The following is a 21,709-nucleotide window of genomic DNA, read 5'->3' on the forward strand; positions in this document are numbered from 1 at the left end:
CCGATCGGGCACTACACCTGCGTCGATCGGTTGATCAGGGTTGGGGTGACCGATGGGAACCGGGCTGGCGCTGGCGTCCGCGCTCTGCTTCGGCCTGTCGGACTTCGCGGCCGGACTGGCCGCGCGCCGGCTGCACAGCAGTGTGGTCGTGTTCGTCGGCCAGATCTGCGGGGTGCTGCTGACCGTGTGCTTCGCGCTGGTCGCGGGCGCGTCGGCGGTCTCCGGTGGTTCACTCGCGTGGGGAGCTCTGTCGGGTATCGGCACCGGGCTGGGCGCGGCCTTCCTGTTCCAGGCGATGAGCGTCGGGCGCCTCAGCGTCGTAGTACCGCTGAGTGATGTTGCCGGTGTCGCCATCCCGGTCGTGATCGGGGTTGCGCTGTTGAACGACCAGATCGGCCTCGCCGCGTGGTGCGGGTTCGCGATCTCCATCCCGGCGCTGTGGCTGATGACCAGTCGCGCCGGGCCACGCGGTGGTTCGGCGGCAGGCGCTCGCTGGGCACTGCTATCCGGAGCCGCTTTCGCCTTGCAGTACGTCGCACTGGCGCGGGCGGACGAGTCGGCAGGGTTCTGGCCGTTGGTGCTCAACCGCGTCGTCGCCGTACTGTCCGTCGCGCCTCTGGCTCTGCGGCGCGACAGGCTACGGATGAAACCCGGTACGGCGGGCCTGGCGGTGCTGTCCGGAGTACTGGGAACCCTGGCTATGGGCGCCTTTCTGGTGGCGACCCGTCACGAGGCACTGTCGATCGCAGTCGTCCTCACGTCGCTCTACCCGGCTGTGCCTGTCCTGCTTGGACTCACTGTGTTGCGTGAGCGCCTGACCCGCGGCCAGGTGGTTGGCCTGGTCTGCGCCACTGGGTCAGTCGTCTTGATCTCTCTCTAGTGGTCATTGGCGCTGTGGTGCCGGGCCACGCGGGCTCGGTTGCCGCAGGGTGGGCCGCACCATGCCTGGTTTGTCCGGCGCCGGAAGAAGAGCCCACCACAGCCAGGTGCGTCGCAGAGGGCGAGGTCCGGCCGTGGTCCAGCCAGTACGTCGCGTACTTCGCCGGCCAGCTTTGCCAGCAGGAGCGTGAAGGGCGCTGGTGAACCGACCGGCCGGGCGACGGGCGAGCCGGTGGACTCGTCCAGCACCACCACCTCCGGACAACTCAGCAGGGCCTCGTTGAGGGTCCGGACATCGCCAGCTTGCCGCTTGCCGTGACCCGCGGCGGCCCGCAGCAGGCGGAGGGACGCGTCGCGGAGGTGTAGGAACGCCTCGACGTCGTCGTCGGTGACAGTCGCCGGACGAGGAGCCGGAAGCGCCGCCGCGTCCAGCCAGGAACTCAGAGCATCGGGCGACGTCACCAGTTCGTGCTCGGTCCAGCCGCGCCGCAGGACGGTGTTCGCGAAGTCGAGCGCGGGGCTGCCGTCCAGCCACTCCCAGGTCAGCTCGATGCCCATACTGGTCAGCCTAGAGCAACACGCTAACGGTTTGAAGGTACAAAAGCATTACTTTAGCGTCGAGGGATGGACAACTCTCGCGGCCGGCTGGTGGCTCTGTGCACAGTTCAGTTCGTCGACGTGATGGGCGTGACGGTGGTCGTGTCCGCCCTGCCGCGGATGCTGGCCGAGCTGGACGGGTCCGCGGCCCAGGCGGGCCTGCTGGTGCCCGTCTACGCGGTCGGCTTCAGCAGTCTGCTGCTCCTGGCCGCCCGGCTCGGTGATCGCTACGGGCATCGCCGCCTGCTGATTGCGGGGCTCGTGGTCTTCGCTGCCGGGTCTGTAGTCGCTGCTGTCGCTCCGACGATGGCGGTGCTGGTAGCTGGGCGCGCGATCCAGGGCGCGGCCGCAGCGGTGTCGATACCGAACGCGCTGGTCTTGCTGACCCGAGCTGCCGAGACGCAGACCGCGCGCGATCGTGCACTCGGCGCCTGGAACGCATGCGGCGGGCTGGCCGGTGCGGCCGGGTTGCTGGTCGGTGGTCTGACGACCTCGGCGGTGAGCTGGCGGGCGATCTTCTGGGGGAATCTGGTGGTCACCGCGGTCCTCATCGCAGTACTGGTGCGGGTGATCGAGCGGGATCGGTCGGAGCGGCAGGCGTCTCCGGGGTTCGATCCGCGCTCGGTGCTGTTGCAGGTGGTCGCCGTTGCGGCGGTCGTTGCCGCTGCCAACGCCACCGCGAAGCCCTGGCCTGTCCCGTTCGCGCTCGGCCTAGTCGGCGTACTGGCAGTGGTCCTGCTGGTGATTCGCGAGCGCAGTACGACGTCACCGCTGGTGCCGCCGAGTCTGTGGCGGCGGACCTTCGTAGGTGGGCTGGCCGGGTCGTACGGCATCACTGCCACGACCAGCGCGCTCGTGGTCGTCGGCACTCTCTATCTGCAGGAAACGCAGGGCTTCAGTCCCGCAGCGGCCGGTCTGATGATCCTGCCGTTCAGCGTGGCCGTGGTTTTGGCAGCAGCGCTGGCGGGACGGTTGATGCCTCGCGTGGGTGCCCGGATCTTACTGACTCTCGGGCTGCTGCTGATCCTCGCAGGCGCCGCCGCAATGGTGTTCTGGTCCGCGACGACCACACTGCTCATCGGGCTCGCACTGGCCGGGTTGGGCAACGGGATAGGAGCCGTGGCGGCGTACGGACTCGGTACTGCGGTACCGGCCGACCAGCAAGGTAGCGCGGCCGGCCTGCTCAACACAGCGGCCCAGGTCGGTACGGCGACGATGGTCGCGATCACCATCGCGGTGGCCGGCCGGGAGTACGGGCTGGACTACACGGCCGGGTGGCTGACTGTCGCCGGTACGGCGTTGGTGGTGATGGCCGGCGTGGCCGCTGCGACCCGGCCCCGCGTTCGCCGTCGCACGTTTCGCCGGCCCCGACCTAGCCAGCACTGACTTAGCCGGTCCTGACTTCCGAAGGTGGCTTTTCGAATTCGCGCGGGCGGGAACCGGGGGAGACGAGAAGACAACGAGGAGATGTGAGATCGATGGTGATGGCCCAGTCCATCCGCAACGCGAGCGAACCGTGGACGGAGGATGACCTTGCCGAACTGGCGGAGCTGGCGGTCGGCAACATCCCGCCGTGCGTGATCGGCCTGCGACTCGGACGACCTGAGGCAGCTGTCCGCGCGAAGGCAGCCGAGGTCGGCATCACGCTGCAGCCCGATTACCGGCCGCCGTACGGGACGTGACCGGGGTGCCCGAGCGCGCCGAGCGGATCGACTTCTACCGCCGGTACATCGACTGCTGCAACCAGCATCGGTTCGAAGAGCTAGGTGAGTTCGTTGCCGAGGATGTCCGGGGTGGCGACGGCAACGACGGTCTGGAGAGCTACATCGCGGGGTGCCAAGCAGTGGTCGACGCCTTTCCGGACTATCACTGGGATCTGCAGCACCTGCTGGTCGACGGCGACTGGCTGGCCGCTCGCCTGGTCGACACGGGCACCCACTCCGGGACCTTCCGTGGTGTGCCCGCGACCGGGCGGAGGATCAGGGTCCAGGAGCTGGCCGTCTACCGGCTGGAGAACGGACGCATCGCCGAAGTCTGGGGCGACCTCGGCTCCGCAGTACGGGACCTCCTCACCAACGGCGACTAGACAGTGAGAGATTTGGGGAATGCACAGGAGCCGGGTCAGTACGTTCTTGATCGATGTGCCGAAGGATCGCGCCGGGGAGTCCGAGGCGTTCTGGGCGGAAGCGCTAGGGGTGAGTACCGAGCCGGAGCCGGGGCAGCCGCAGTACGTCGTACTGAAGGACGCCTTGCCCGGGTTCGTGACGGCGATCCAGGCGGTCGATGACGAGCCGCGGTACCACTTCGACATCGAGACCGACGACGTCCCGGCCGAGGTCGCGCGGCTGGTCGGTCTCGGTGCGGTGGAAGTGTCCAGTTGGGAGGGTTGTCACACGCTGCGGGCTCCCGGTGGGCACCTGCTCTGTGTCATCCCGCTCCACAGCAGCCCCGAGGAGTTCGCGGTCGCTGCCAGAACCTGGCCGTGACGCGCGCAACTTCGGGGTTTCGCGGGCGCGTGGGGGGTACAGGGGTGCGGACAGTCCAGAAGCGACTCGCCTCCCCGGTCGGGAGGCGCGAGAGGAGCAAGCGATGAGCGACACCATCGAGTCGGTCGACGTCGAGGCGCCGATCACCGCCGTCTACAACCAGTGGACCCAGTTCGAGACCTTCCCGCAGTTCATGGAAGGCGTCGAAGAGGTCAGGCAGCTCGACCCGACTCACACGCACTGGAAGACCAACATCGCCGGTGTGACCCGGGAGTTCGACGCCACCATCACCGAGCAGCACCCCGAAGAGCGGGTGGCCTGGAAGTCGGACACGGAGCCGCGACACGCCGGTGTGGTTACCTTCCACCGCCTGGACGACACCAAGACGCGGGTCACCGCGCAGATGGACTTCGAGCCGGAGGGTCTGGCCGAAAAGGTCGGGGACAAGGCCGGGCTGGTCAGTCGCCGGGTCAAGGGCGACCTCGAGCGCTTCAAGGAGTTCATCGAGGAACGCGGTACGTCGACCGGCGCCTGGCGTGGCGACGTCGAGCGTCCGGACGCAAGCCGATGACTTCTGTCCTGCTCACCGGCGCCGGCAGTGGCATCGGCGCCGCTACGGCCCTGCGCCTGGACCGGGCCGGGATCCGCGTGTTCGCCGCAGTCCACGACGCGGCGGACGGCGAGATCCTGGCCCGCGGGGCCTCGGCCAGTCTGTCGGTGCACACCGTCGACGTGACGAATCGCGCTTCGGTCGAAGCGCTGGCGGAAGAGGTGTCGTCGCAGCTCGGCTCGGAGCCGTTGACCGCCGTGGTCAATGTGGCGGGGGAGGGGATCGCCGGTCCGCTGGAGCTACTGCCGGTGGAGAGCCTCCGGCATCAGCTGGACGTCAACGTGGTCGGGCCGGTCTCGGTCACCCAGTGTGTGCTGCCGCTGCTCCGGCGTGGCCGGGGCGGCCGGGTCATCTTCGTCGGATCGATGGGCGGCTTGGTCGCGGTGCAGTTGGCCGGCGCGTACCACGCGTCGAAGTACGCGATCGAGGCGATCGGTGACGCGTGGCGCCAGGAGCTGGCACCGGACGGGATCGCGGTGTCGATCGTCGAACCGGGTCCGGTCGCGACGCCGCTGTGGGCGAAGGCCGTCGAGACCCTGGACAAGCTGCCGGACAGCAAGCGGTACGCCGAACGGATCGATGCTGTGCGTGAGACGCTGCGCAAGGCCTCGAAGAACAGCCCGAACGCGGACAAGGTCGCTGCTGTGATCCAGCAGGCGATCCTCGCCGAGAAGCCCCGGACCCGGTATCCGGTCGGGGTGGCGGCGATGGTTGTCCCGAAGATTCGCCGGCTGGTGCCCGACCGGCTTTTCGACAAGGCTGCGCAACAGGCGACGACGAAGGGTGCCAAGGACGAGTGACCGCGGAGCGTGAGCCCCGGCCGCCATCCGGGTCTCAGGATCGGCGCAGCGTGGTGCGGGGTTGCTGGCACCTGGCATGGTGGAGCTCTTGGGACCGACGTCGGAGGGGGCGGGTGGACGAAATCGACAACGAGACCTCCGAACCACAGAAAACGAGTGAGGCGACCAGCGTGGAGCGGCTTGGCGGTGACGTGCCTGCGTTGCCGCCCGGGGAGATCGTGTTGTCTACCGCCGGGGAGACCGTCACGGTGACCGTTGCGGGGACCATCGATGTGCGGCTGGTGGTCGCGCTGCGCAAGGTGCTGCTGGAGGCCGGCAATCTGGCGCCGGCCACGTTGCGCCTGCATCTGCTCATCTCGGTGGACGGCGCCGAGCTGGTCGCGCGGATCGTCCGCGAGACCCAGGCCCGCTTCCGCTCCCGTCCGCGCTTCCTGGTCGCCACCCACGACCCGGCCGTGCTCAGACTGCTCCGCGGCGCCCGGATCAGCGCCGAACTCCAGCCCGCCCCAGGCTGACCTGACTCAGAGGATCAGCGCCCCAGGCTGACCTGACTCAGAGGATCAGAGGAAGGCGCGGAGGCTGCGGACCAGGTCGGCCGGGTTGCGCTCAGCCACGTGGTGGGTCGAGTCGATCCCGTGCCCGACCACCGAAGGGGCCCACGGACGCCAGACCTCGCACGGATCGCCGTACAGCTGCTCGATATCGTCTTTGGTCGACCACAGCACCAGCGTCGGACAGGTGATCTGCCGCCCGGCCGCGCGATCCTCCTCGTCGGCCCGCCGGTCCGGCCCGAGCCCGGCGCGATAGTCCTCGAGCATCGCGTGCACCGTGGCCGGGTCGCGGATCGCCGCCAGGAAGTCGGCGTGGTTCTCGGGTCCGAGCTGGCTGGGGGAGTTCTCGGTCCAGGCGCGGTACCAGGTCTCCGGATCCGCGCAGATGATCCGCTCGGCCGGGTTCTCGGCCTGGGCGAAGAAGAACCAGTGCCACCACTCGGTCGCGAACCGGGTGTCGCACCGTTCGAGATGCTCGACGATCGGGATGCCGTCCAGCACGACCAGCTTGCTGACCCGGTCGGGGTGATCGAACGCGGTCCGGTAGGCGACGAGCGAGCCGCGGTCGTGGCCGGCGACCGCGAACTCGTCGTGACCGAGCGTCGTCATCAGCTGAGCGACATCGGCTGCCATCGCGCGCTTCGAGTACGGCGTGTGCTCCTCGTCCGTCACCGGTTTGCTCGACTGGCCGTAGCCGCGGAGATCCGGGCAGACGACCGTGAACGTGTCCGCCAACGCGGGGGCCACCTGGTACCAGGTGGTATGGGTCCGCGGATGGCCGTGCAAGAGAACCAATGGCGGACCCGAACCGCCGTGCCGCACGCGCAGTACTGCGTCGCCGACATCGATCCGGTCGAGCTGGAAACCTTCGAACATCAGTGCCCCGGGCGGCCGTCAGGCGTGATCGCCGTCGAGGAGCTCGTGGAGCTCCGCGACTGCCTTGGCGATGTCGTCATAGTCGTTCTGGGCGGCCCGGGACTCGGCGCTGATCACACCGCAGCGGTGCACCTTGCGGAAGTCGCCGTACGGGAACTTGTAGTGGCCCTTGGTCTCCTCGCCCATCTCGGTGTCGATGCCGAGGTACCACTGGCCGTACTCCTTCCAGCCGTGCTTGTCGAGGTAGGAGTTCTCGTCGTCCGCGCTCGGTGCGTGCTCGCTCCAGTCGTCCCGGTCGTCCATCACCACCTTCTTCTTGCGCGCGAGGCTCTTCGCGTGGTCGAAAGCGGTCCGGTTCAACTTCACGGTCATCGTGCTCGAACTCCTCGTCGTACGGGTGTCAGTGCGGCTCGTCCGGCCGGTCCTCCTGGCCGGAGCGAGCTTCGGCACCGGTCGTTCCGGTGTCGGCCTCGTCGCCGGCGACCCGGCCGACGAACTCGTCGTTCGCGCCGGTACCGGTGGTGGCCGGCGTGTCGCCGGCCGGGTCGCCGCCTTCGGCTCTGGTCATCGCGGTGGACGTGTCCGCCGGCGCGTCCGACTCGTTCAGCTGGTGCGACAGCCGCCAGCGCCGAAGGCGTTCCAGGATGGACATGACGACTACTTCTCGGCCTTCTCCTGCAGCTTCTCCTTCAGCTCGTCCTTGCTGAGCGAGGAGGTGCCGGACAGGCCGGCGTTGCGGGCCTGCTGCAACAGGTCCTGGCGGGTCTCGTCCCCCGGCTGGTCGCCCAAGTGCTGCTTGCGGCTGGCGGCGAACGCCTCGCCGAGCTGCTGGCGGCGCTCGTCGCTCAGGTTGGCGCGCATCCCCGGCAGGACCTTGGTCTCCTCCTCCTCGACGTGGTGGCTGACCGCGTCGATGAGGTTCTGCAGCACCTTGTCGAACTGTGCCGACGTGGGGTCGGTGGCAGCGAGCTTCTCGAGCAACTGGTCCGCCTCGGCGTGCTCTTCCTGGCTGTGCGCCACCTCGTCCGCCTCGTCGGCCTCGGATGCGGCCACCGGGTACACCTCGGACTCCTCGGCGCGGCTGTGCGCGAACAAGAGCGTGGTCAGCACCGGTACGAGGCCCTCGCGCTTCTCCGGGTTGTCCTTCAGCTCGTCGAACAGCCGCTCGACCTCCCGGTGGTCCTGCATGATCAGATCGACGACATCGGCAGCCATGCCACTATCCCTTTCTCTGCGGTCCGCCCGGTCCAGGGCGGTTCTGCGCGGCCTGTACCCGCTCCGAAACCGTGCGAAGCGGCCGGCGGCGGGCTCCGTGTTTGTGCTGAGATGCTTCGGGAACCAGGCCCGGGAGGGATGAGATCGGCTCGCAGGTGGCGCGGTGGGAAGACCCGGCCCGTGGTCCTCGCCGCACTTCGCCGACGCGCGCCACCAGGAGCAAGCCGAACGACCTGTTCCCAGGTCTAAACCTGCTGAAACCATTGCGATTCGCCTTCGTCCGCATGACAGCTTCGTCCGCCTTGTTGCGGGACCGCGAACACGGGTACCAGAAGAACATTGAGCCGTCAGGAGGTGGTGGGCCATGCGGGTCGCGGACCGGTACCAACTCGAAGCTGTCATCGGGCAGGGCGGGATGGGCGAGGTCTGGCGCGCCACCGACGAGGTGCTCACCCGGCCGGTCGCGGTCAAACTGCTCAAGCAGGGCAGTACGGACCCCGAGTCCGCTGAACGGTTCCACCGCGAGGCCCAGGCGGCCGCGGTGGTCAACAATCCGCATGTCGTCGACGTGCACGACTTCGGACCGCATGATCAGAGCTTCTACCTGGTGATGGAACTGGTTGTCGGCCAGACCCTGGCGGCGACACTCCGGCAGCACGGTCCGATGACCCCGCGGACCGCCGCCGAGGTCATCGCGCAAGCGGCGGAAGGACTGTCGGCGGCGCACCGCGAAGGCGTGATTCACCGCGACATCAAGCCCAGCAACCTGCTGGTGGCCGCCGACGGCACCATCAAGATCGCCGACTTCGGCATCGCGTGCTTCGTGAGTGACCGATCCAGCCACGACACCGAGATCGACACCGAGGACGGCCGGGTCCTCGGCACCAGTTACTACGTCGCCCCCGAGCGCGCCCGAGCCGAACCGGTGGGCCCCGCGTCCGACATCTACTCACTCGGCTGCGTCCTGTACCAGTTGCTGACCGGCGACCCACCCTTCGTCGCCGACACCCCCACCGGCGTACTACGCCAGCACCTCGCCGCGGTACCGGTCCGGCCGACCTGCGTCGACAGCGGCTTCCGCCACTACCTGATGCGCATGCTCGCCAAAAGCCCGGAGGACCGGCCCGACGCGGAAGAGGTCGCCGCTTGGTGCCAGGACGTCTACCTGACCACGCCTGAGACTCACCTCGACGTCCCTCACCCGCTTGATTCCGCGGAGCTCGCAGTGACCGAAGCCCTGGCTGGGCTGGCGTAACACCGACGGTCCACAATGGCCCGATGAGTGAGGCGTGGCAGGTGCTGGTCGGCGTTGCCGCCGGTGTGCTGTTGCTGTGGGTGGGCCTGATGGTCGCGCTGTGGTTGGTGCGGCCCGACCAACTGCGGATCCAGGATGCCTTGCGGCTACTGCCCGACCTGCTGCGGTTGATCCGCCGGCTCGCCGCGGATCGGACCTTGCCTCGTGGGGTGCGGATCAGGTTGTGGCTGCTGGTGGCCTACCTCGCATTGCCGTTCGACCTGGTACCCGACTTCATCCCGGTGATCGGGTACGCCGATGACGCGGTGATCGTCGCGTTCGCGCTCAGGTCGGTCACCCGCCGGGCCGGCCCGGCAGCGCTGGACCGGCACTGGCCCGGTTCGCCGGACGGACTCGCCGCCGTACGCCGTCTGGCCGGCCTACCGGATTCCTGAGCCGCCGTGCGGCTCCGAGCCAGAACGCTGGGGTTAGCGGCGGCCAGGGGGCTTGGGCCCTTCCGGAGGCGACCTGCCCGACCCTGACCGCCACGCGTGGGGGTACCCGGTCGGAAAGCTGGTCAAACGCGTGGTTTCTGCGCCCCGGACCGGGGGCACCGAGAGCAGAAGGCATCCGCAGAAACCAGGGAGTTCGCATGGCTGATCACGAAGCGTCGACGACGGTGGATGTTGCCCCGAACATCCTCTTCGACTACCTTGCGGACATCGAGAACATGCCCGCGTACCTGCCCCGGATGACCGGGGTCCACCGGACCGGCCCGCGACCCGACGAAGCGCAGGGGATGGAAGCACGGCAGCCCGGGGAGCCCGTGCACGAGGACGTCGAGGTGACGGCCGTCGTACCGAGTGACTCGGGAGAGCAGGAGCGGCACACCGAGGCGACGATCGACGTCATCGAGGAGAACCGCAAACTCCGCTGGGCGGGGCCGGGCGACTCCGACTACCACGGCGAGCTGGACGTCGACTTCGTCTCCGACGGCACCTCGAAGCTCACCGTCCGGATCCACACCGGCCACGACGCCGACCCGGCCGTCGACGAACAAGTGCGCCGCTCCCTCGAAGGCATCAAGACCGCCCTCGAGCAACGCACCACCACCGGCGACGCCCCCGACGCCTGATCCCGCCGCGTGACTAGACCTCGGGGTCGGCCAGCCGCACGATGCGTACGCTGCCTGAGTCGACCTTGAGCGATTCGCCCTGGTCGCCGGTGAGCAGGTCCGTGCCGGCGACCGCGAGCTCGGCCGGCTTCGTGCCGTGGTTGATCGCGATCAGGTAGTCGGCGGTCGCGCCGTGCCGGCGTACCAGCTCCAGTTCCTCCGGGCCTTCGCCGCGCTTCAACCCGGCATCGGCATAGGCACCGTCCAGTACTACGGACAGCTGGTCGGCATCCAGTCGCGTCGAGACGTACCAGGCCGACCCGTCGCCCAGCTCGTTGCGGGTGATCGCGGGTTTCCCGGCGGCGGGCCCGTCCTCGAACGCGGCGACCACCTCCGCGCCCGCCAGCGCGATGTCATCTGTCCACACATCCCCGCTGATGCCGTCGAGCGTCAGCGACACCGTCTCGCCCGCGCGCAGCGGCAGGAACTCCTCGACAGTCAGCCCGAGCACGTCGCGCAGCGGAGCGACGAACCCACCGGCATGGACGGCGTCGTGCTCGTTCACGATCGCCGAGAAGTAGGAGACGACCAGCGTGCCACCGCCCTCCACGAACCGGCGCAGGTTCTCGGCGGCCTTGAGCGTGAGGAGATAGGAGGCCGGGGCAACGACCAGCTTGTACGCCGACAGGTCGGCCTCGGGATGGGCGAAGTCGACCGTCAGCTGGTCACGCCAGAGCCGGTCGTAGTACGCGTTGACCCGCTCGCGGTGCGACAGGTCCTCACTCGGCCGCCACTCGAGATCCTGAGCCCAGAACGACTCCCAGTCCCACAGGATCGCCACCTCGGCCCGTACTACGGAACCCAGCAGCTCGTCGAGTCCGCGCAGCCGTTGCCCGAGCGAGCAGACCTCCGACCAGACCCGGCTGGCGGTCCCGGCGTGCGGCACCATCGCGGAGTGGAACTTCTCCGCGCCCGACCGGGACGCCCGCCACTGGAAGAACATCACCGCCTCCGCGCCCCGGCCGAGGTGGCTGAGCGCGTTGCGAGCCAGTTCACCGGAACGCTTGGCCAGGTTGCGCGGCTGCCAGTTGACGCCCGAGGTCGAGTGCTCCATCAGCATCCAGGGCTTGCCCTGGGCAATCGATCGGGTCAGGTCCGCCGACAGCGCCAGACCGACCTGGTTGCGCGGGTCCTCGGCGACCAGATAGTGGTCGTTGGCAACGATGTCGACCGCGTCGACCCACTTCCACAGGTCGACCGACGGGCAGGTCCCGGCCATGAAGTTCGTGGTGATCGGGACGTTCGGGCACTCGGCCCGGATCGCGTCCCGCTCGGCGATGAAGCACTGCAGCAACGCGTCCGAGGTGTAGCGGGCGAAGTCCAGCCGCTGCGCCGGGTTGACCACACTGGCCGAGACCGCCGGTGCCGAGATGTGCTGCCACTCGTGGTAGCGCTGTCCCCAGAACGCCGTGCCCCAAGCGCTGTTGAGTTCGTCGAGCGATCCGTACCGCTCTTGCAGCCAACCGCGAAACGCCTCACTGCTGGCAGGGGAGTAGCACTCCGACACGGGAGCGCCGTACTCGTTGTGGACATGCCAGACGGCCAACGCCGGGTGACTGCCGTAGCGCTTCGCCAGCACCCGAGCGATCGACGTACTGGCTTCCCGGTACGCCGCTGAGCTCGGGCTGGCCATTCCGCGTGAGCCGAACCCCAGCGTGGTGCCGTCCCGCGAGACGACGCGGGCCTCGGGGTGCTCGTGGAAGAACCACGCCGGCGGGGACGCGGTCGGCGTACCGAGGCTGATCCGGATCCCCGCGGAGTGCAGCAGCTCGAACAGGCGGTCCATCCAGCCGAAGTCGTACTCGCCGCGGCGCGGCTCGATCAGCGCCCAGGAGAAGATCCCGATGCTGACCAGGTTCACCCCGGCCTGACGCATCAGCTCGACGTCCTCGGCCCAGGTCTCCTCCGGCCACTGCTCGGGGTTGTAGTCACCGCCGTAGCTGATCGCGGACACCCCGGGAAGCCACCCTGTCGAACCCACACTTGCTCCCTTGCTCTGTGCACGATCCCAGCGTCTGCTGCGCCGCACGGCAAGTGTAGGCGAGCCGCAGGACTGTGAACGTGCACAGTCCTGCGGTTCAGCTGACCGCTATCGGACACCCAGCAGGTGCTCCATCGCCAGTTGGTCGAGCCGCTCGAACCCGAGACCACGCTGGGCCAGCGCATCCGCGTCATAGGTCGCCTTGCGCAGGTCCTCCAGCGACTCGCCTTCAGCCAGCGTCGGCTGAGCAAGCTCGGCAACCCGAGCCGCGGCCACCGCTTCGGCGACCTCGGGGTCGGCCCGGAAGGCCTGGACCTTCTCCCGCAGGATCAGGTAGTTGCGCATACAAGCGCGCGCGGTCTCCCAGGCCCCTTCGACGTCTTCGGTGCGCGGCGGCTTGTAGTCGAAGTGCACAAACCCGTCATAACCCGGAGTGCCCTGCAGGACATCGACAGTCCAGAACGCCTCGCGCAAGTTGCCCGCGCCGAAGCGCAGGTCCTGGTCGAAGCGAGGCCCGTGCTGACCGTTCAGGTCGATGTGGAACAGCTTGCCGTGCCAGATCGCTTGCGCGATCCCGTGGGCGTAGTTGAGCCCGGCCATCTGCTCGTGCCCGATCTCCGGGTTGATGCCGACCAGGTCAGGGTGCTCGAGATCGTTGATGAACGCGATTGCATGCCCGATCGTCGGCAACAAGATGTCACCGCGCGGCTCATTGGGCTTCGGCTCCAGCGCGAACCGGATGTCATAGCCCTGCTCGCGCACATAGCTGCAGAGCAGGTCCATCGACTCCTTATAGCGGTCCAGCGCCGCATGCACGTCCTTGGAGCCACCCGACTCAGCACCTTCGCGGCCGCCCCACAACACGTAGGTCTTCGCGCCCAGCTCGGCGGCGAGATCGACGTTGCGCAGGATCTTGGCCAGCGCGTACCGGCGTACCTCACGGTCGTTGGCCGTCAGGCCACCGTCCTTGAAGACCGGGTGGCTGAACAGGTTCGTGGTCGCCATTTCCACGACCATGTCGTTGTCGGCCAAGGCCTTGGAGAAGCGGGTCAGCGTCTGCTGACGGGTCGCGTCGTCAGGGACGAGGTCGTCGTCGTGGAACGACACCGCCGCGGCTCCGAGTTCGGCCAGCTTCTCGACGGTGTGCACCGGGTCGAGCGGTGCGCGGACCGCAGTACCGAAAACGTCCACACCCTCCCACCCCACGGTCCACAGCCCGAAGGAGAACTTGTCGCTCTTGGCCGGCGTATAGGAGGTCATTCAGGCAACTCCAGGTTTGAGGAGATCGGATCGAAAGTGAGGGTCTCCAGGCCGAGACCGCCGGCCGAGAAGACCACGTACAAGGTGCCCGAGACACGCGACGCCGCGAGCTCGGACCGAACCTCGAGCCAGCTGTACCGCGCTCCGGTCGGTGCGACGTCGAAGCGGGCGAGCAACTCGCCGTGCAGCGGATCGTCGAGCCGCAGTTCGACGGAGCCGGTCGCGGAGCCGTCGTTCGAAGCCCTGGCCGTGCAGGCGAACTGCCCGGCTTCGAGCTCGATGTCGTCGAAGGCGAGCCAAGCACCGGGATCGAGGGAGCGAGCGGCTTCGCCCTGGTCGGCGGTGACCGGCATCAGGGTGATCGCGCAGTACTGGTCGAAGTTGATGGCCCGCAGGGGAGTGGCGGCGAGTTGGCGGGCGGGGATCCGCTCACCGGTCACGTCGACGGTTGCCGTCAGGCGCGCATCGGTGCAGGAACGGCCGATCAGGATGCTGTGCCGCGCGGTCTCGACGCACGGGCGATCCCGGGTGACGTCCCAGAAGGCCAGGTCGGCCGCGGCCAGGGTCAGCTCGACCTGCTTGCTCTCGCCCGGTTCCAGTGAGAGTCGCTGGAACCCGCGCAGCTGCCGGAGCGGCTGCTTTACCCGCGACCGCTGCTGATGCGTGTAGAGCTGCACGATCTCCTGTCCCGCGCGGCTGCCCGTGTTGGTGACGGTGCAGCTGATCCGCAGCTCACCGTCGGCCGGCATCGACGTGGCGCTCAGGCTGAGGTCGGAGTAGCTGAAGTTCGTGTAGCTGAGGCCGTGGCCGAACGGATACAGCGGAGTGCCGCGGTAGTAGAGGTAGGTCGCGTCGGTGGCGACGATGTCGTAGTCGAGGAGGTCGGGTAGGTCCGCGGCCGAGCGGTACCAGGTCTGGGGCAATCGCCCAGCAGGGTCGCAGTCGCCGAACAGGACGTCTGCCAGCGCGTGCCCGTACTCCTGGCCGCCGTGAGCGGACCACAGCAAGGCCGGGAGGTTCTGGTGCGCCCAGCAGACCGAGAACGGATAGCTGCTGCTCATCACGAGCACGGTGCGGGAGTTGGCGCCGTGAACCGCGCGCACCAACCGTTCCTGCGCCGGGGGCAGGTCGAGCTCGGCCCGGTCCTCGGTCTCCCGGCCGTTCACGAGCGGGTGGTTGCCGACTACAACGATCACCGCATCGGCCCGGGCTGCTGCCGCGGCACCGCTGGCGGCACCGTCGACGACGACCTCCACGTCAAAGGCGGTGGCCTGCGCGCGATCGGCCAGCGTCACGGCACCATCCACCTGGAGGAAGAGGCCGGTACTGAGCTGCCGGATCAGGGTGGTTCCCTCGGGGGTCCTGATCAGCTGGAAGGTCTGCTTGACCTCCCAGCCGTTCGGGCCAGGCTGGTTGGCGACGAGCGTTCCATCGTCCATGGCAGTCAGGTGCTGGCCGTTGCCCACCGAGCGCAGGGCGCAAGCATCGCCGCCCCAGTCGAAGACGTCGAACCAGGCATCCTCGTCGGCACCGCCCGCCGAGGCATGCAGCTGACCGTCAACGCCGACGGTCAGCCGCACACCGGTCCCGGCTACTCGGACAGCAATCCGGTCAACGCCTTCGCAGTACTCCACCCGCTCCGCGCCGAGCCGCTCGACGATGCCGTCGAGCGCGGTCACGCGGTAGGGCAGCGTCCCGGAGTACCAGTCCTCGAACAAGGTGTTCGCGAGCGGGCCGATCACGGCGACCAGGCCGGTCGACTCGGCATCCAGCGGCAGTACCTGGCACTCGTTCTTCAGCAGTACTACGGACTGCCGGGCGGCCTCGAGCGCGAGCTCCTGATGCGCGGGGCAGTTCACCAGATCCGGGGCGAGGGATCGGTACGGATCGATTTCCGGCGGGTCGAGTTCGCCCAGCCGGCAGCGGATCGCGATCGCCCGCCGGGCGGCCGTGTCGATGTCGGCCTCGGTGAGCAGGCCCAGCTCGAGGGCGGCTTCGAGGTGACGGGTCGACGGACCGGCGTCAGCATCGTCCTGGGTGAAACTGTCGACCCCGGCCCGCACTGCCGCGGCGTACGAGGACGGCCCGTCCGGGTAGTAGTGCTGCGGCTTCACCAGGTTCGCCGGGGCGCCCGCGTCGCTGACCACCAGGATCTCGTCCGTCGTCCAGCCGCGGACCACGTCGTTGATGAGCGGGCTGAGGTGCGCCGGGCGGCCGTTCACCAGGTTGTACGACGGCATCATCGCGACCGCCGCACCGGCCTGGAACGGGGCCCGGAACGCTGGCAGCTCGTACTCGTGCAGGACCCGTGGCGGCATGTTGCTCGACGTCTCGCACCGGTCGGTCTCGTTGTTGTAGGCGAGGAAGTGCTTGAGCGTCGGCGCGGTCTTCAGGTAGCCAGGCTGGTCACCGATCAGGCCGCGGCCGTAGGCGATGGCGATCACGCCGGTCAGCCACGGGTCCTCGGAGTAGCCCTCCTCGTTCCGGCCCCAGCGCGGGTCGCGGAGCGGGTTCACCACCGGTGCCCAGACGTTCAGGCCGGCGCCCGCCGGATCCTTCTGGTGGAACACCCGGACCTCGTCGCTGACCGCTTCGGCGACGGCCTGGACCAGCTCGGGATTCCAGGTGGTGGCCAGGCCGACCGCCTGCGGGAAGACCGTGGCGGGCCCGAGCCAGGCGAGGCCGTGCAGGGCTTCGGTGCCGGTCCGGAAGGAGGCCAGCCCGAGCCGCGGTACCGCTGCCTGGTGCTGGTGCAGCAGGCCCAGCTTCTCCGGCAGGGTCAGCCGGCCGAGCAGGTCGTCGATCCGCTCGTCGAGGACGCGGGCCGGGTCGCGGAACGGGGGAGTGGCGGGGGTGTTCATCGAATCGGACTCCGCTACTGGCTCGACGGGGAGGGCTCGAAGCGCTTCGATCAAGTACCGGGAAGAGCCGGACGATAGTCAATCGAAGCGCTTCGACAACAGGGGCAGAAAAATCCGTCTCGGCTCATGACGACCGTGTTACGACGGAGTGACTCAGAGGTTCGCATCCTCTGTGCGACTGGTCAAGACCTGAGCGCGATCACCGGGCGGAGGGCAGCCGCCCGGCGTCGAGGCGATCGAGGGAGCGCGCGACGGCGCCGATCGGGGTGCCGTCGTGACCGAAGGTAGAGGCAAGGATGGCGCAACCGCCCGCGTCCGGGGCCAGCGCGCGCTCGCGCAGCTCGTTCTGGGCCGAAGGGATCAGCCACTCGGCGAGCAACGCGTAGGAGCCGCCCAGCAGGACCGCGCTCGGGTTCAGCACGTTCGCCAGCACGGAGATGCCCTGCCCGAGGTGGCGACCGACATCGGTGAGGATCTTGATCACCTCGGCGTCGTTGGCCTCGGCACGGCGGATCACCTGCTCCAACCGGACCTGGGGATCGGGGTCGCCCGGGCCGTCCGGGTCGATCCTGGCCAGGATCGCCGGAATGCCGGCCAGCGCCTCGAGACAGCCGCGCCGGCCACACCCGCAGCGGGGTCCGTCCGGTACGACCTGGAGATGCCCGACCTCGCCGACGTACCCGAGATTGCCGCGCAGAGGGCGTCCGTCGCAGATGATCCCGGCTCCGATGCCGGTGTCGCCGCTGAGGTGGATGAGGTTGGGACTGCCGGCGTGCGGTCCGTACCGGTGCTCGGCCAGCACGCCGAGGTTGGCATCGTTGTCGACCATCACCGGCAGGTCCGGCCGGCCGAGTGCCTGGACCAGGTCGGCGCGCAAGGGGACGTCGCGCCAACCGAGACCAGCGGCCAGCACGACAGCGCCCTCCCGGTTCACCAGACCGGGCACACCCACGGTCAGCCCGAGAGCCTGCCGGCCTGAGGAATCGACGGTCGCGAGTGCGCGCCGGGCCAAGGCGGCCAAGGCGGCGACCGTCTTGGCCGGCCCGGCGTCGACGCCCGGTCCCGCCCGGTGCCAGCGCAGCAGCTGACCACCGGCCGAGTCGTAGGCAAAGGCGCTCAAACCGCGGGCGCTGACCTCCAGGCCGATCGCGGCGTACGCCGAGCCGTCGAGGACCAGCAAGGTGGCGGGCCGGCCGACATGGTTCTGCGTCTGCTGCGTCTCCCGGACCAGGTGCCGGTCGATCAGATCGGCGACGATGCTGGTGACAGTGGCCTTGTTCAAGCCGGTCCCGGCCGCGATCGCGGCGCGCGAACAGGGTGCCTCGCGCCGGAGGTAGCCCAGCACGGCAGCCAAGTTGGTGGCGCGGACGTCGGTGTGGTCCGCGGTCTGTGTGATCAAGGTCCGTCCTGTCGACTCGTTCGCCGGTCGCCATCTGGCTGCTTCAGTTCTACACCTTGTGGAGCAATCCGGCGTGAGCTAATTTGTTTGGCTACTAGCCCAACTAATACTACCCGGAACGGGCGTCCGTTCCCAGTGCGAGAGGGATCTCATCGTGACCGGACCAGTAGGCGGCTCCACCAGCCGCCGGACTTTCATCTCCTTACTCGGTGCCGGCGCGGCGGTGACGGCCGGCGGCGCCACGCTTGCCGGGTGCTCCGACGGGAAGGGGAAGCCGTCCACCGGCGGCACGGCCGAGACCGAGGACAAGCTGGCCGGCCTGCTGCCGAAGTACATCGCTTACGAGGGCGTCAAGCCGGATTTGCCCGGCGAGAACGGTGCGTCGCCGGGCTTCACCAAGTACCCGGCCGAGCTGAAGCGCGCGGTGCCGGAGAAGGCCGTCCGCAGCGGCAAGGAGGTCACCGCGATGACCCCGCTGTGGGCCCCGCTGCCGCCCGGCCTGGGCAACAACTCGTACTTCGACGCCAACAACGAGCGGATCGGCGCACCGGTCCGGTTCAACATCCTGAGCGGGATCGACTACGGCGACAAGCTCGGCCCGTTGCTTGCCTCCGGCAACGTCCCGGAGCTGCTCTGCGTGCCGGGCTGGAACATCTCCGGCCTGACCCGGTTCGGCCAGGCGGTCGAGAAGCTCTTCGAGGACCTGACCCCGCACCTGGCCGGCGACAAGTCCACGGCGTACCCGATGCTGGCGAACGTGCCGACCCGGGCGTGGGCGTACGGCGTGTGGAACTCGCAGCTCAAGGCGGTGCCGTTCCCCTCCGACGGTTTCCCCTGGGCGCTGTTCTACCGCAAGGACATCTTCGACCAGGTCGGCGCCGCACCGCCGAAGACCACCGAGGAGCTTTTCGCCCTGGGCAAGCAGCTGACCGACGCGAAGCGGAACCGCTGGGCCTTCGGCGGGATCACCGACGAGGTGCAGCGCGCCTTCGGGGCGCCGTCGGCGTGGCGCAAGGAGTCCGACGGCAAGCTGGTCAACAAGATCGAGACGCCCGAGTTCGAGGAGGCGGTCGCCTTCGTCCGCCGGGTCTTCCAGTCCGGCTACGTGCACCCGACCATCGTCGGCAACAAGAGCACCGACGAGAAGCCGCTGTTCGAAGGCGGCCAGATCGTGGTCCGGCAGGACGGCCTCGGCGCCTGGGCCGAGACGCTGCAGCGCCAGCTGTCGATCAACCCCAAGTTCAACATGCAGGCGATCACGCCGTTCGCCCATGACGGCGGGAAGGCGGTCACCTGGGGCGGCGACCCGGCGGGCCTGTTCACGTTCATCAAGAAGGGCCTGGGCAACGACCGGATCGCCGAGCTGCTGGGCGTGCTCAACTACACGTCCGCACCGTTCGGCACCGAGGAGAACCAGCTCTACAACTACGGTGTCGAGGGCAAGCACTACACCAAGGAGAGCTCGGGTGCGCCCAAGCTGACCGCACTGGGTCAGAAGGAGGTGGCCGCCACGTACATCTTCCTCGGTGGCCGTCCCGGCGCGATCTCGCAGAGCGAGTACCCGGGCTACGTCGAGGCGATGTCGAAGTGGCAGAACGACGCCGCCAAGCTGCGGGAGAAGAACCTGTTCGAGGGCATCCGGGTGGAGCAGCCGAGCAAGATGGCGGCCCTGGCCCAGCCGTTCGACGACAAGCTCCAGGACATCTACCGGGGCCGTCGCCCGATGAGCGACCTGAAGGTCGCTATCAAGGAGTGGCAGACCAACGGGGGGAACGAGGGCCGCGACTTCTACGCCAAGGTGCTCAGTGACAACGGTCGTTAGCGGACGCCGGAGCAAGGCGCCGCAGGCCCCGAAGGGCGGCGGCGCCAAGCGCGGCAGCGCCAAGGCCGGAGGTGCCAACTGGCGCCACCGGCTGCGGCGGGACTGGCCGCTGCTGGTGATGACCCTGCCGGTGATCGTCCTGCTCCTGGCGTTCCACTACATTCCGACCCTCGGCAACGTGATCGCGTTCCAGGACTACTCCCCGTACACCGGGATCCGGGACAGCGAGTTCATCGGCTTCGCCAACTTCAGCCGGATGTTCTCCGAGCCGGCGTTCTGGAAGGCGTTGTTCAACACCCTGTCGATCACGCTCTTCCAGCTGGTCTTCTACTTCCCGATCCCGATCGGGCTGGCGCTGCTGATGAACAGCGTGCTGTCCACCCGGCTGCGCACCCTCTTCCAGGGGGTCGTCTACCTGCCGCACTTCTTCTCCTGGGTGCTGGTCGTCTCGCTGTTCCAGCAGATGATCGGTGGCGCCGGGCTGCTCGCGCAGACCCTGCGGAACCACGGGTACGAGGCGGTGGACCTGATGACCAAACCCGACTCGTTCATCGTGCTGGTGACGGCGCAGTCGATCTGGAAGGACGCCGGCTGGGGAATGATCGTGTTCCTCGCCGCGCTCAGCACCATCAACCCCGCCTTGTACGAGGCGGCCGCGGCCGACGGCGCGAACCGCTGGCGGCGGCTGTGGCACATCACCCTGCCCGGCCTGCGCCCGGTCATCGTGCTGCTGCTGATCCTGCGCCTGGGCGATGCGCTGACCGTCGGCTTCGAGCAGTTCATCCTGCAGCGCAGCGCCGTCGGCGGTGGCGCGGCCGAGGTGCTCGACACCTACGTCTACTACCAGGGCCTGCTGGTCGGTGACTTCGGCTACGGCGCGGCGGCCGGACTCTTCAAGGGTGTGGTCGGACTCGTTCTCGTCCTGGTGGCCAACCGATTCGCCCATATGGTGGGCGAGCAAGGGGTGTACTCCCGATCATGAGCTCACAAACGTTGACCAGCGCGCGGCAGCTCGCGCGGCGCCGGTCGGGCATCGAGGCCGGTCGCCCGGTCTGGGAAGAGCCGCCGTCGTTCTTCGGCCGGCTCAGCAAGCCCATCGTACTGGCACTCGTCGCGCTGCTGGTGACCTTCCCCCTGTACGTCGTCGTGGTCACCAGCTTGTCCAGCACGGAAGCCGTCACCCGGGCCGGCGGGCTGGTCGTCGTACCGCGCGAGCTGACCATCGCCGCCTACGTGCAGCTGCTGTCCGGTGGCGTGGTCACCCGGGCGCTGCTGATCAGTACCGTGATCACCTTCGTCGGTACCGCGTTCAGCTTGGGGCTCACCGTGCTCGCGGCGTACGGGTTGTCGCGGCCCGGGTCGTTGTTCCACCGGCCGCTGTTGTTCGTGGTGCTGCTGACCTTCCTGTTCGGGCCGGGCATCATCCCGAGCTATCTGGTGGTGAACGCACTGGGCCTGATCGACAGCTACGCCTCGCTGATCCTGCCGACCGCGATCTCGGCGTTCAACCTGATCGTGATGCGGTCCTTCTTCATGGGGATCCCGGGTGAGCTGATCGACAGTGCCCGGATCGACGGCGCCGGGGAGTTCGCGGTGCTGAGCCGGATCGTGCTGCCGCTGTCCAAGGCGGTGGTCGCGGTGGTCGGGCTGTTCTACGCCGTCGGCTACTGGAACGCCTTCTTCAACGCGATGCTCTACCTGAACGACAACAACAAGTGGCCGCTGCAGATGGTGCTGCGGACCTACATCGTGCAGGCGCAGGTCCTGCCGACCGGTGCCGGCGGAGTCACCAGCGGCAGCGGGATGGGTCTGTCACCCGCGCCGAGTCTGGCGATCAAGATGGCGATCGTCGTGATCGCCGTCGTACCGGTCCTGCTGGTCTACCCGTTCATCCAGCGGCACTTCACCAAGGGCGTCATCATCGGCGCGGTCAAGGGCTGAACTGTCCCGTTCTGAGGAGAAGC

23 protein-coding genes are annotated in these 21,709 nt (G+C 68.4%); 14 read left to right on the forward strand and 9 right to left on the reverse strand.

Going from position 1 to position 21,709, the window contains the following annotated elements:
* Positions 1–52: 52 nt before the first annotated feature.
* A complete protein-coding gene (locus AB0F51_RS17630; protein ID WP_360280981.1) occupies positions 53–880 on the forward strand; it encodes an EamA family transporter in 828 nt (275 codons plus the stop codon).
* Here AB0F51_RS17630 and AB0F51_RS17635 read toward each other — a convergent pair.
* A complete protein-coding gene (locus tag AB0F51_RS17635; RefSeq protein WP_360280983.1) occupies positions 877–1,437 on the reverse strand; it encodes an ABATE domain-containing protein in 561 nt (186 codons plus the stop codon). The two genes, AB0F51_RS17630 and AB0F51_RS17635, sit on opposite strands and share 4 nt — an antisense overlap.
* Before the next feature lie 66 nt (positions 1,438–1,503).
* Between AB0F51_RS17635 and AB0F51_RS17640 the strand changes: the two genes are divergently transcribed.
* From AB0F51_RS17640 to AB0F51_RS17670, 7 genes are all read left to right on the forward strand, one after another.
* The gene (locus AB0F51_RS17640) at positions 1,504–2,862 is read left to right on the forward strand and encodes an MFS transporter (RefSeq protein ID WP_360280985.1); all 1,359 of its coding nucleotides are present in this window, start codon (positions 1,504–1,506) and stop codon (positions 2,860–2,862) included.
* 83 nt (positions 2,863–2,945) lie between these two features.
* Positions 2,946–3,158, forward strand: a complete 213-nt coding sequence (locus AB0F51_RS17645; protein ID WP_360280987.1) for a hypothetical protein — start codon at positions 2,946–2,948, stop codon at positions 3,156–3,158.
* Entirely contained in the window at positions 3,155–3,562 is a 408-nt protein-coding gene (locus tag AB0F51_RS17650) for an ester cyclase (protein ID WP_360280989.1), read from the forward strand. Before AB0F51_RS17645 ends, AB0F51_RS17650 begins: the two co-directional genes overlap by 4 nt.
* A 19-nt stretch (positions 3,563–3,581) precedes the next feature.
* A complete protein-coding gene (locus tag AB0F51_RS17655) occupies positions 3,582–3,962 on the forward strand; it encodes a VOC family protein (RefSeq protein WP_360280991.1) in 381 nt (126 codons plus the stop codon).
* Between the two features lie 103 nt (positions 3,963–4,065).
* Complete coding sequence (locus tag AB0F51_RS17660) at positions 4,066–4,533, forward strand: SRPBCC family protein (RefSeq protein WP_360280993.1); 468 nt, start codon at positions 4,066–4,068, stop codon at positions 4,531–4,533.
* A complete protein-coding gene (locus AB0F51_RS17665; protein ID WP_360280995.1) occupies positions 4,530–5,372 on the forward strand; it encodes an SDR family oxidoreductase in 843 nt (280 codons plus the stop codon). The genes AB0F51_RS17660 and AB0F51_RS17665 overlap by 4 nt, the downstream gene beginning before the upstream one ends.
* Positions 5,373–5,485: 113 nt before the next feature.
* A complete protein-coding gene (locus AB0F51_RS17670; RefSeq protein ID WP_360280997.1) occupies positions 5,486–5,887 on the forward strand; it encodes a hypothetical protein in 402 nt (133 codons plus the stop codon).
* Between the two features lie 45 nt (positions 5,888–5,932).
* On the opposite strand, the gene AB0F51_RS17675 is transcribed toward AB0F51_RS17670, so the two are convergent.
* The 4 genes from AB0F51_RS17675 to AB0F51_RS17690 are packed head-to-tail and all read right to left on the reverse strand — an operon-like array spanning position 5,933 to position 8,014.
* A complete protein-coding gene (locus AB0F51_RS17675; protein ID WP_360280999.1) occupies positions 5,933–6,799 on the reverse strand; it encodes an alpha/beta hydrolase in 867 nt (288 codons plus the stop codon).
* An 18-nt stretch (positions 6,800–6,817) separates the two neighbouring features.
* On the reverse strand, positions 6,818–7,171 hold the full coding sequence (locus AB0F51_RS17680; protein WP_360281001.1) for a hypothetical protein: 354 nt from the start codon (positions 7,169–7,171) through the stop codon (positions 6,818–6,820).
* Positions 7,172–7,199: 28 nt separating this feature from the next.
* The gene (locus tag AB0F51_RS17685; protein WP_360281003.1) at positions 7,200–7,451 is read right to left on the reverse strand and encodes a hypothetical protein; all 252 of its coding nucleotides are present in this window, start codon (positions 7,449–7,451) and stop codon (positions 7,200–7,202) included.
* Positions 7,452–7,456: 5 nt separating this feature from the next.
* Positions 7,457–8,014 carry a hemerythrin domain-containing protein gene (locus AB0F51_RS17690; RefSeq protein ID WP_360281005.1) on the reverse strand — a complete coding sequence of 186 codons (558 nt, stop codon included), beginning with the start codon at positions 8,012–8,014 and terminating at the stop codon, positions 7,457–7,459.
* A 364-nt stretch (positions 8,015–8,378) separates the two neighbouring features.
* On the opposite strand from AB0F51_RS17690, the gene AB0F51_RS17695 reads away from it, so the two are divergent.
* The 3 genes from AB0F51_RS17695 to AB0F51_RS17705 all read left to right on the forward strand — a co-directional run bounded on the left by AB0F51_RS17695 (position 8,379) and on the right by AB0F51_RS17705 (position 10,383).
* Positions 8,379–9,269: a serine/threonine-protein kinase gene (locus AB0F51_RS17695; protein WP_360281007.1), complete on the forward strand. Its 891-nt coding sequence runs from the start codon at positions 8,379–8,381 to the stop codon at positions 9,267–9,269.
* A 23-nt stretch (positions 9,270–9,292) separates the two neighbouring features.
* Positions 9,293–9,703, forward strand: a complete 411-nt coding sequence (locus tag AB0F51_RS17700; RefSeq protein WP_360281009.1) for a YkvA family protein — start codon at positions 9,293–9,295, stop codon at positions 9,701–9,703.
* 197 nt (positions 9,704–9,900) lie between these two features.
* The gene (locus AB0F51_RS17705) at positions 9,901–10,383 is read left to right on the forward strand and encodes an SRPBCC family protein (RefSeq protein ID WP_360281011.1); all 483 of its coding nucleotides are present in this window, start codon (positions 9,901–9,903) and stop codon (positions 10,381–10,383) included.
* Between the two features lie 13 nt (positions 10,384–10,396).
* Here the strand turns inward: AB0F51_RS17705 and AB0F51_RS17710 are convergent, their stop codons facing one another.
* From AB0F51_RS17710 to AB0F51_RS17725, 4 genes are all read right to left on the reverse strand, one after another.
* Positions 10,397–12,403 (reverse strand): beta-galactosidase, encoded by a 2,007-nt coding sequence (locus AB0F51_RS17710; RefSeq protein ID WP_360281013.1) that lies wholly within the window; start codon positions 12,401–12,403, stop codon positions 10,397–10,399.
* A gap of 108 nt (positions 12,404–12,511) precedes the next feature.
* Positions 12,512–13,663 (reverse strand): xylose isomerase, encoded by a 1,152-nt coding sequence (xylA, locus tag AB0F51_RS17715; RefSeq protein ID WP_360281015.1) that lies wholly within the window; start codon positions 13,661–13,663, stop codon positions 12,512–12,514.
* Positions 13,660–16,524 carry a glycoside hydrolase family 3 C-terminal domain-containing protein gene (locus AB0F51_RS17720; protein ID WP_360281017.1) on the reverse strand — a complete coding sequence of 955 codons (2,865 nt, stop codon included), beginning with the start codon at positions 16,522–16,524 and terminating at the stop codon, positions 13,660–13,662. Before AB0F51_RS17720 ends, xylA begins: the two co-directional genes overlap by 4 nt.
* A 199-nt stretch (positions 16,525–16,723) precedes the next feature.
* Positions 16,724–17,923 carry an ROK family transcriptional regulator gene (locus tag AB0F51_RS17725; RefSeq protein ID WP_360281019.1) on the reverse strand — a complete coding sequence of 400 codons (1,200 nt, stop codon included), beginning with the start codon at positions 17,921–17,923 and terminating at the stop codon, positions 16,724–16,726.
* A gap of 154 nt (positions 17,924–18,077) precedes the next feature.
* On the opposite strand from AB0F51_RS17725, the gene AB0F51_RS17730 reads away from it, so the two are divergent.
* Genes AB0F51_RS17730 through AB0F51_RS17740 form a run of 3 tightly spaced genes read left to right on the forward strand, consistent with a single transcriptional unit; the run spans position 18,078 to position 21,686 of the window.
* The gene (locus tag AB0F51_RS17730) at positions 18,078–19,745 is read left to right on the forward strand and encodes an extracellular solute-binding protein (protein WP_360281021.1); all 1,668 of its coding nucleotides are present in this window, start codon (positions 18,078–18,080) and stop codon (positions 19,743–19,745) included.
* Complete coding sequence (locus AB0F51_RS17735; protein WP_360281023.1) at positions 19,729–20,727, forward strand: ABC transporter permease subunit; 999 nt, start codon at positions 19,729–19,731, stop codon at positions 20,725–20,727. Before AB0F51_RS17730 ends, AB0F51_RS17735 begins: the two co-directional genes overlap by 17 nt.
* Positions 20,724–21,686, forward strand: a complete 963-nt coding sequence (locus AB0F51_RS17740; RefSeq protein ID WP_360281025.1) for a carbohydrate ABC transporter permease — start codon at positions 20,724–20,726, stop codon at positions 21,684–21,686. Before AB0F51_RS17735 ends, AB0F51_RS17740 begins: the two co-directional genes overlap by 4 nt.
* The last annotated feature ends 23 nt before the right edge of the window (positions 21,687–21,709 follow it).

This window comes from Kribbella sp. NPDC023855 (assembly GCF_040639475.1).
Taxonomy (GTDB): Bacteria; Actinomycetota; Actinomycetes; order Propionibacteriales; family Kribbellaceae; genus Kribbella.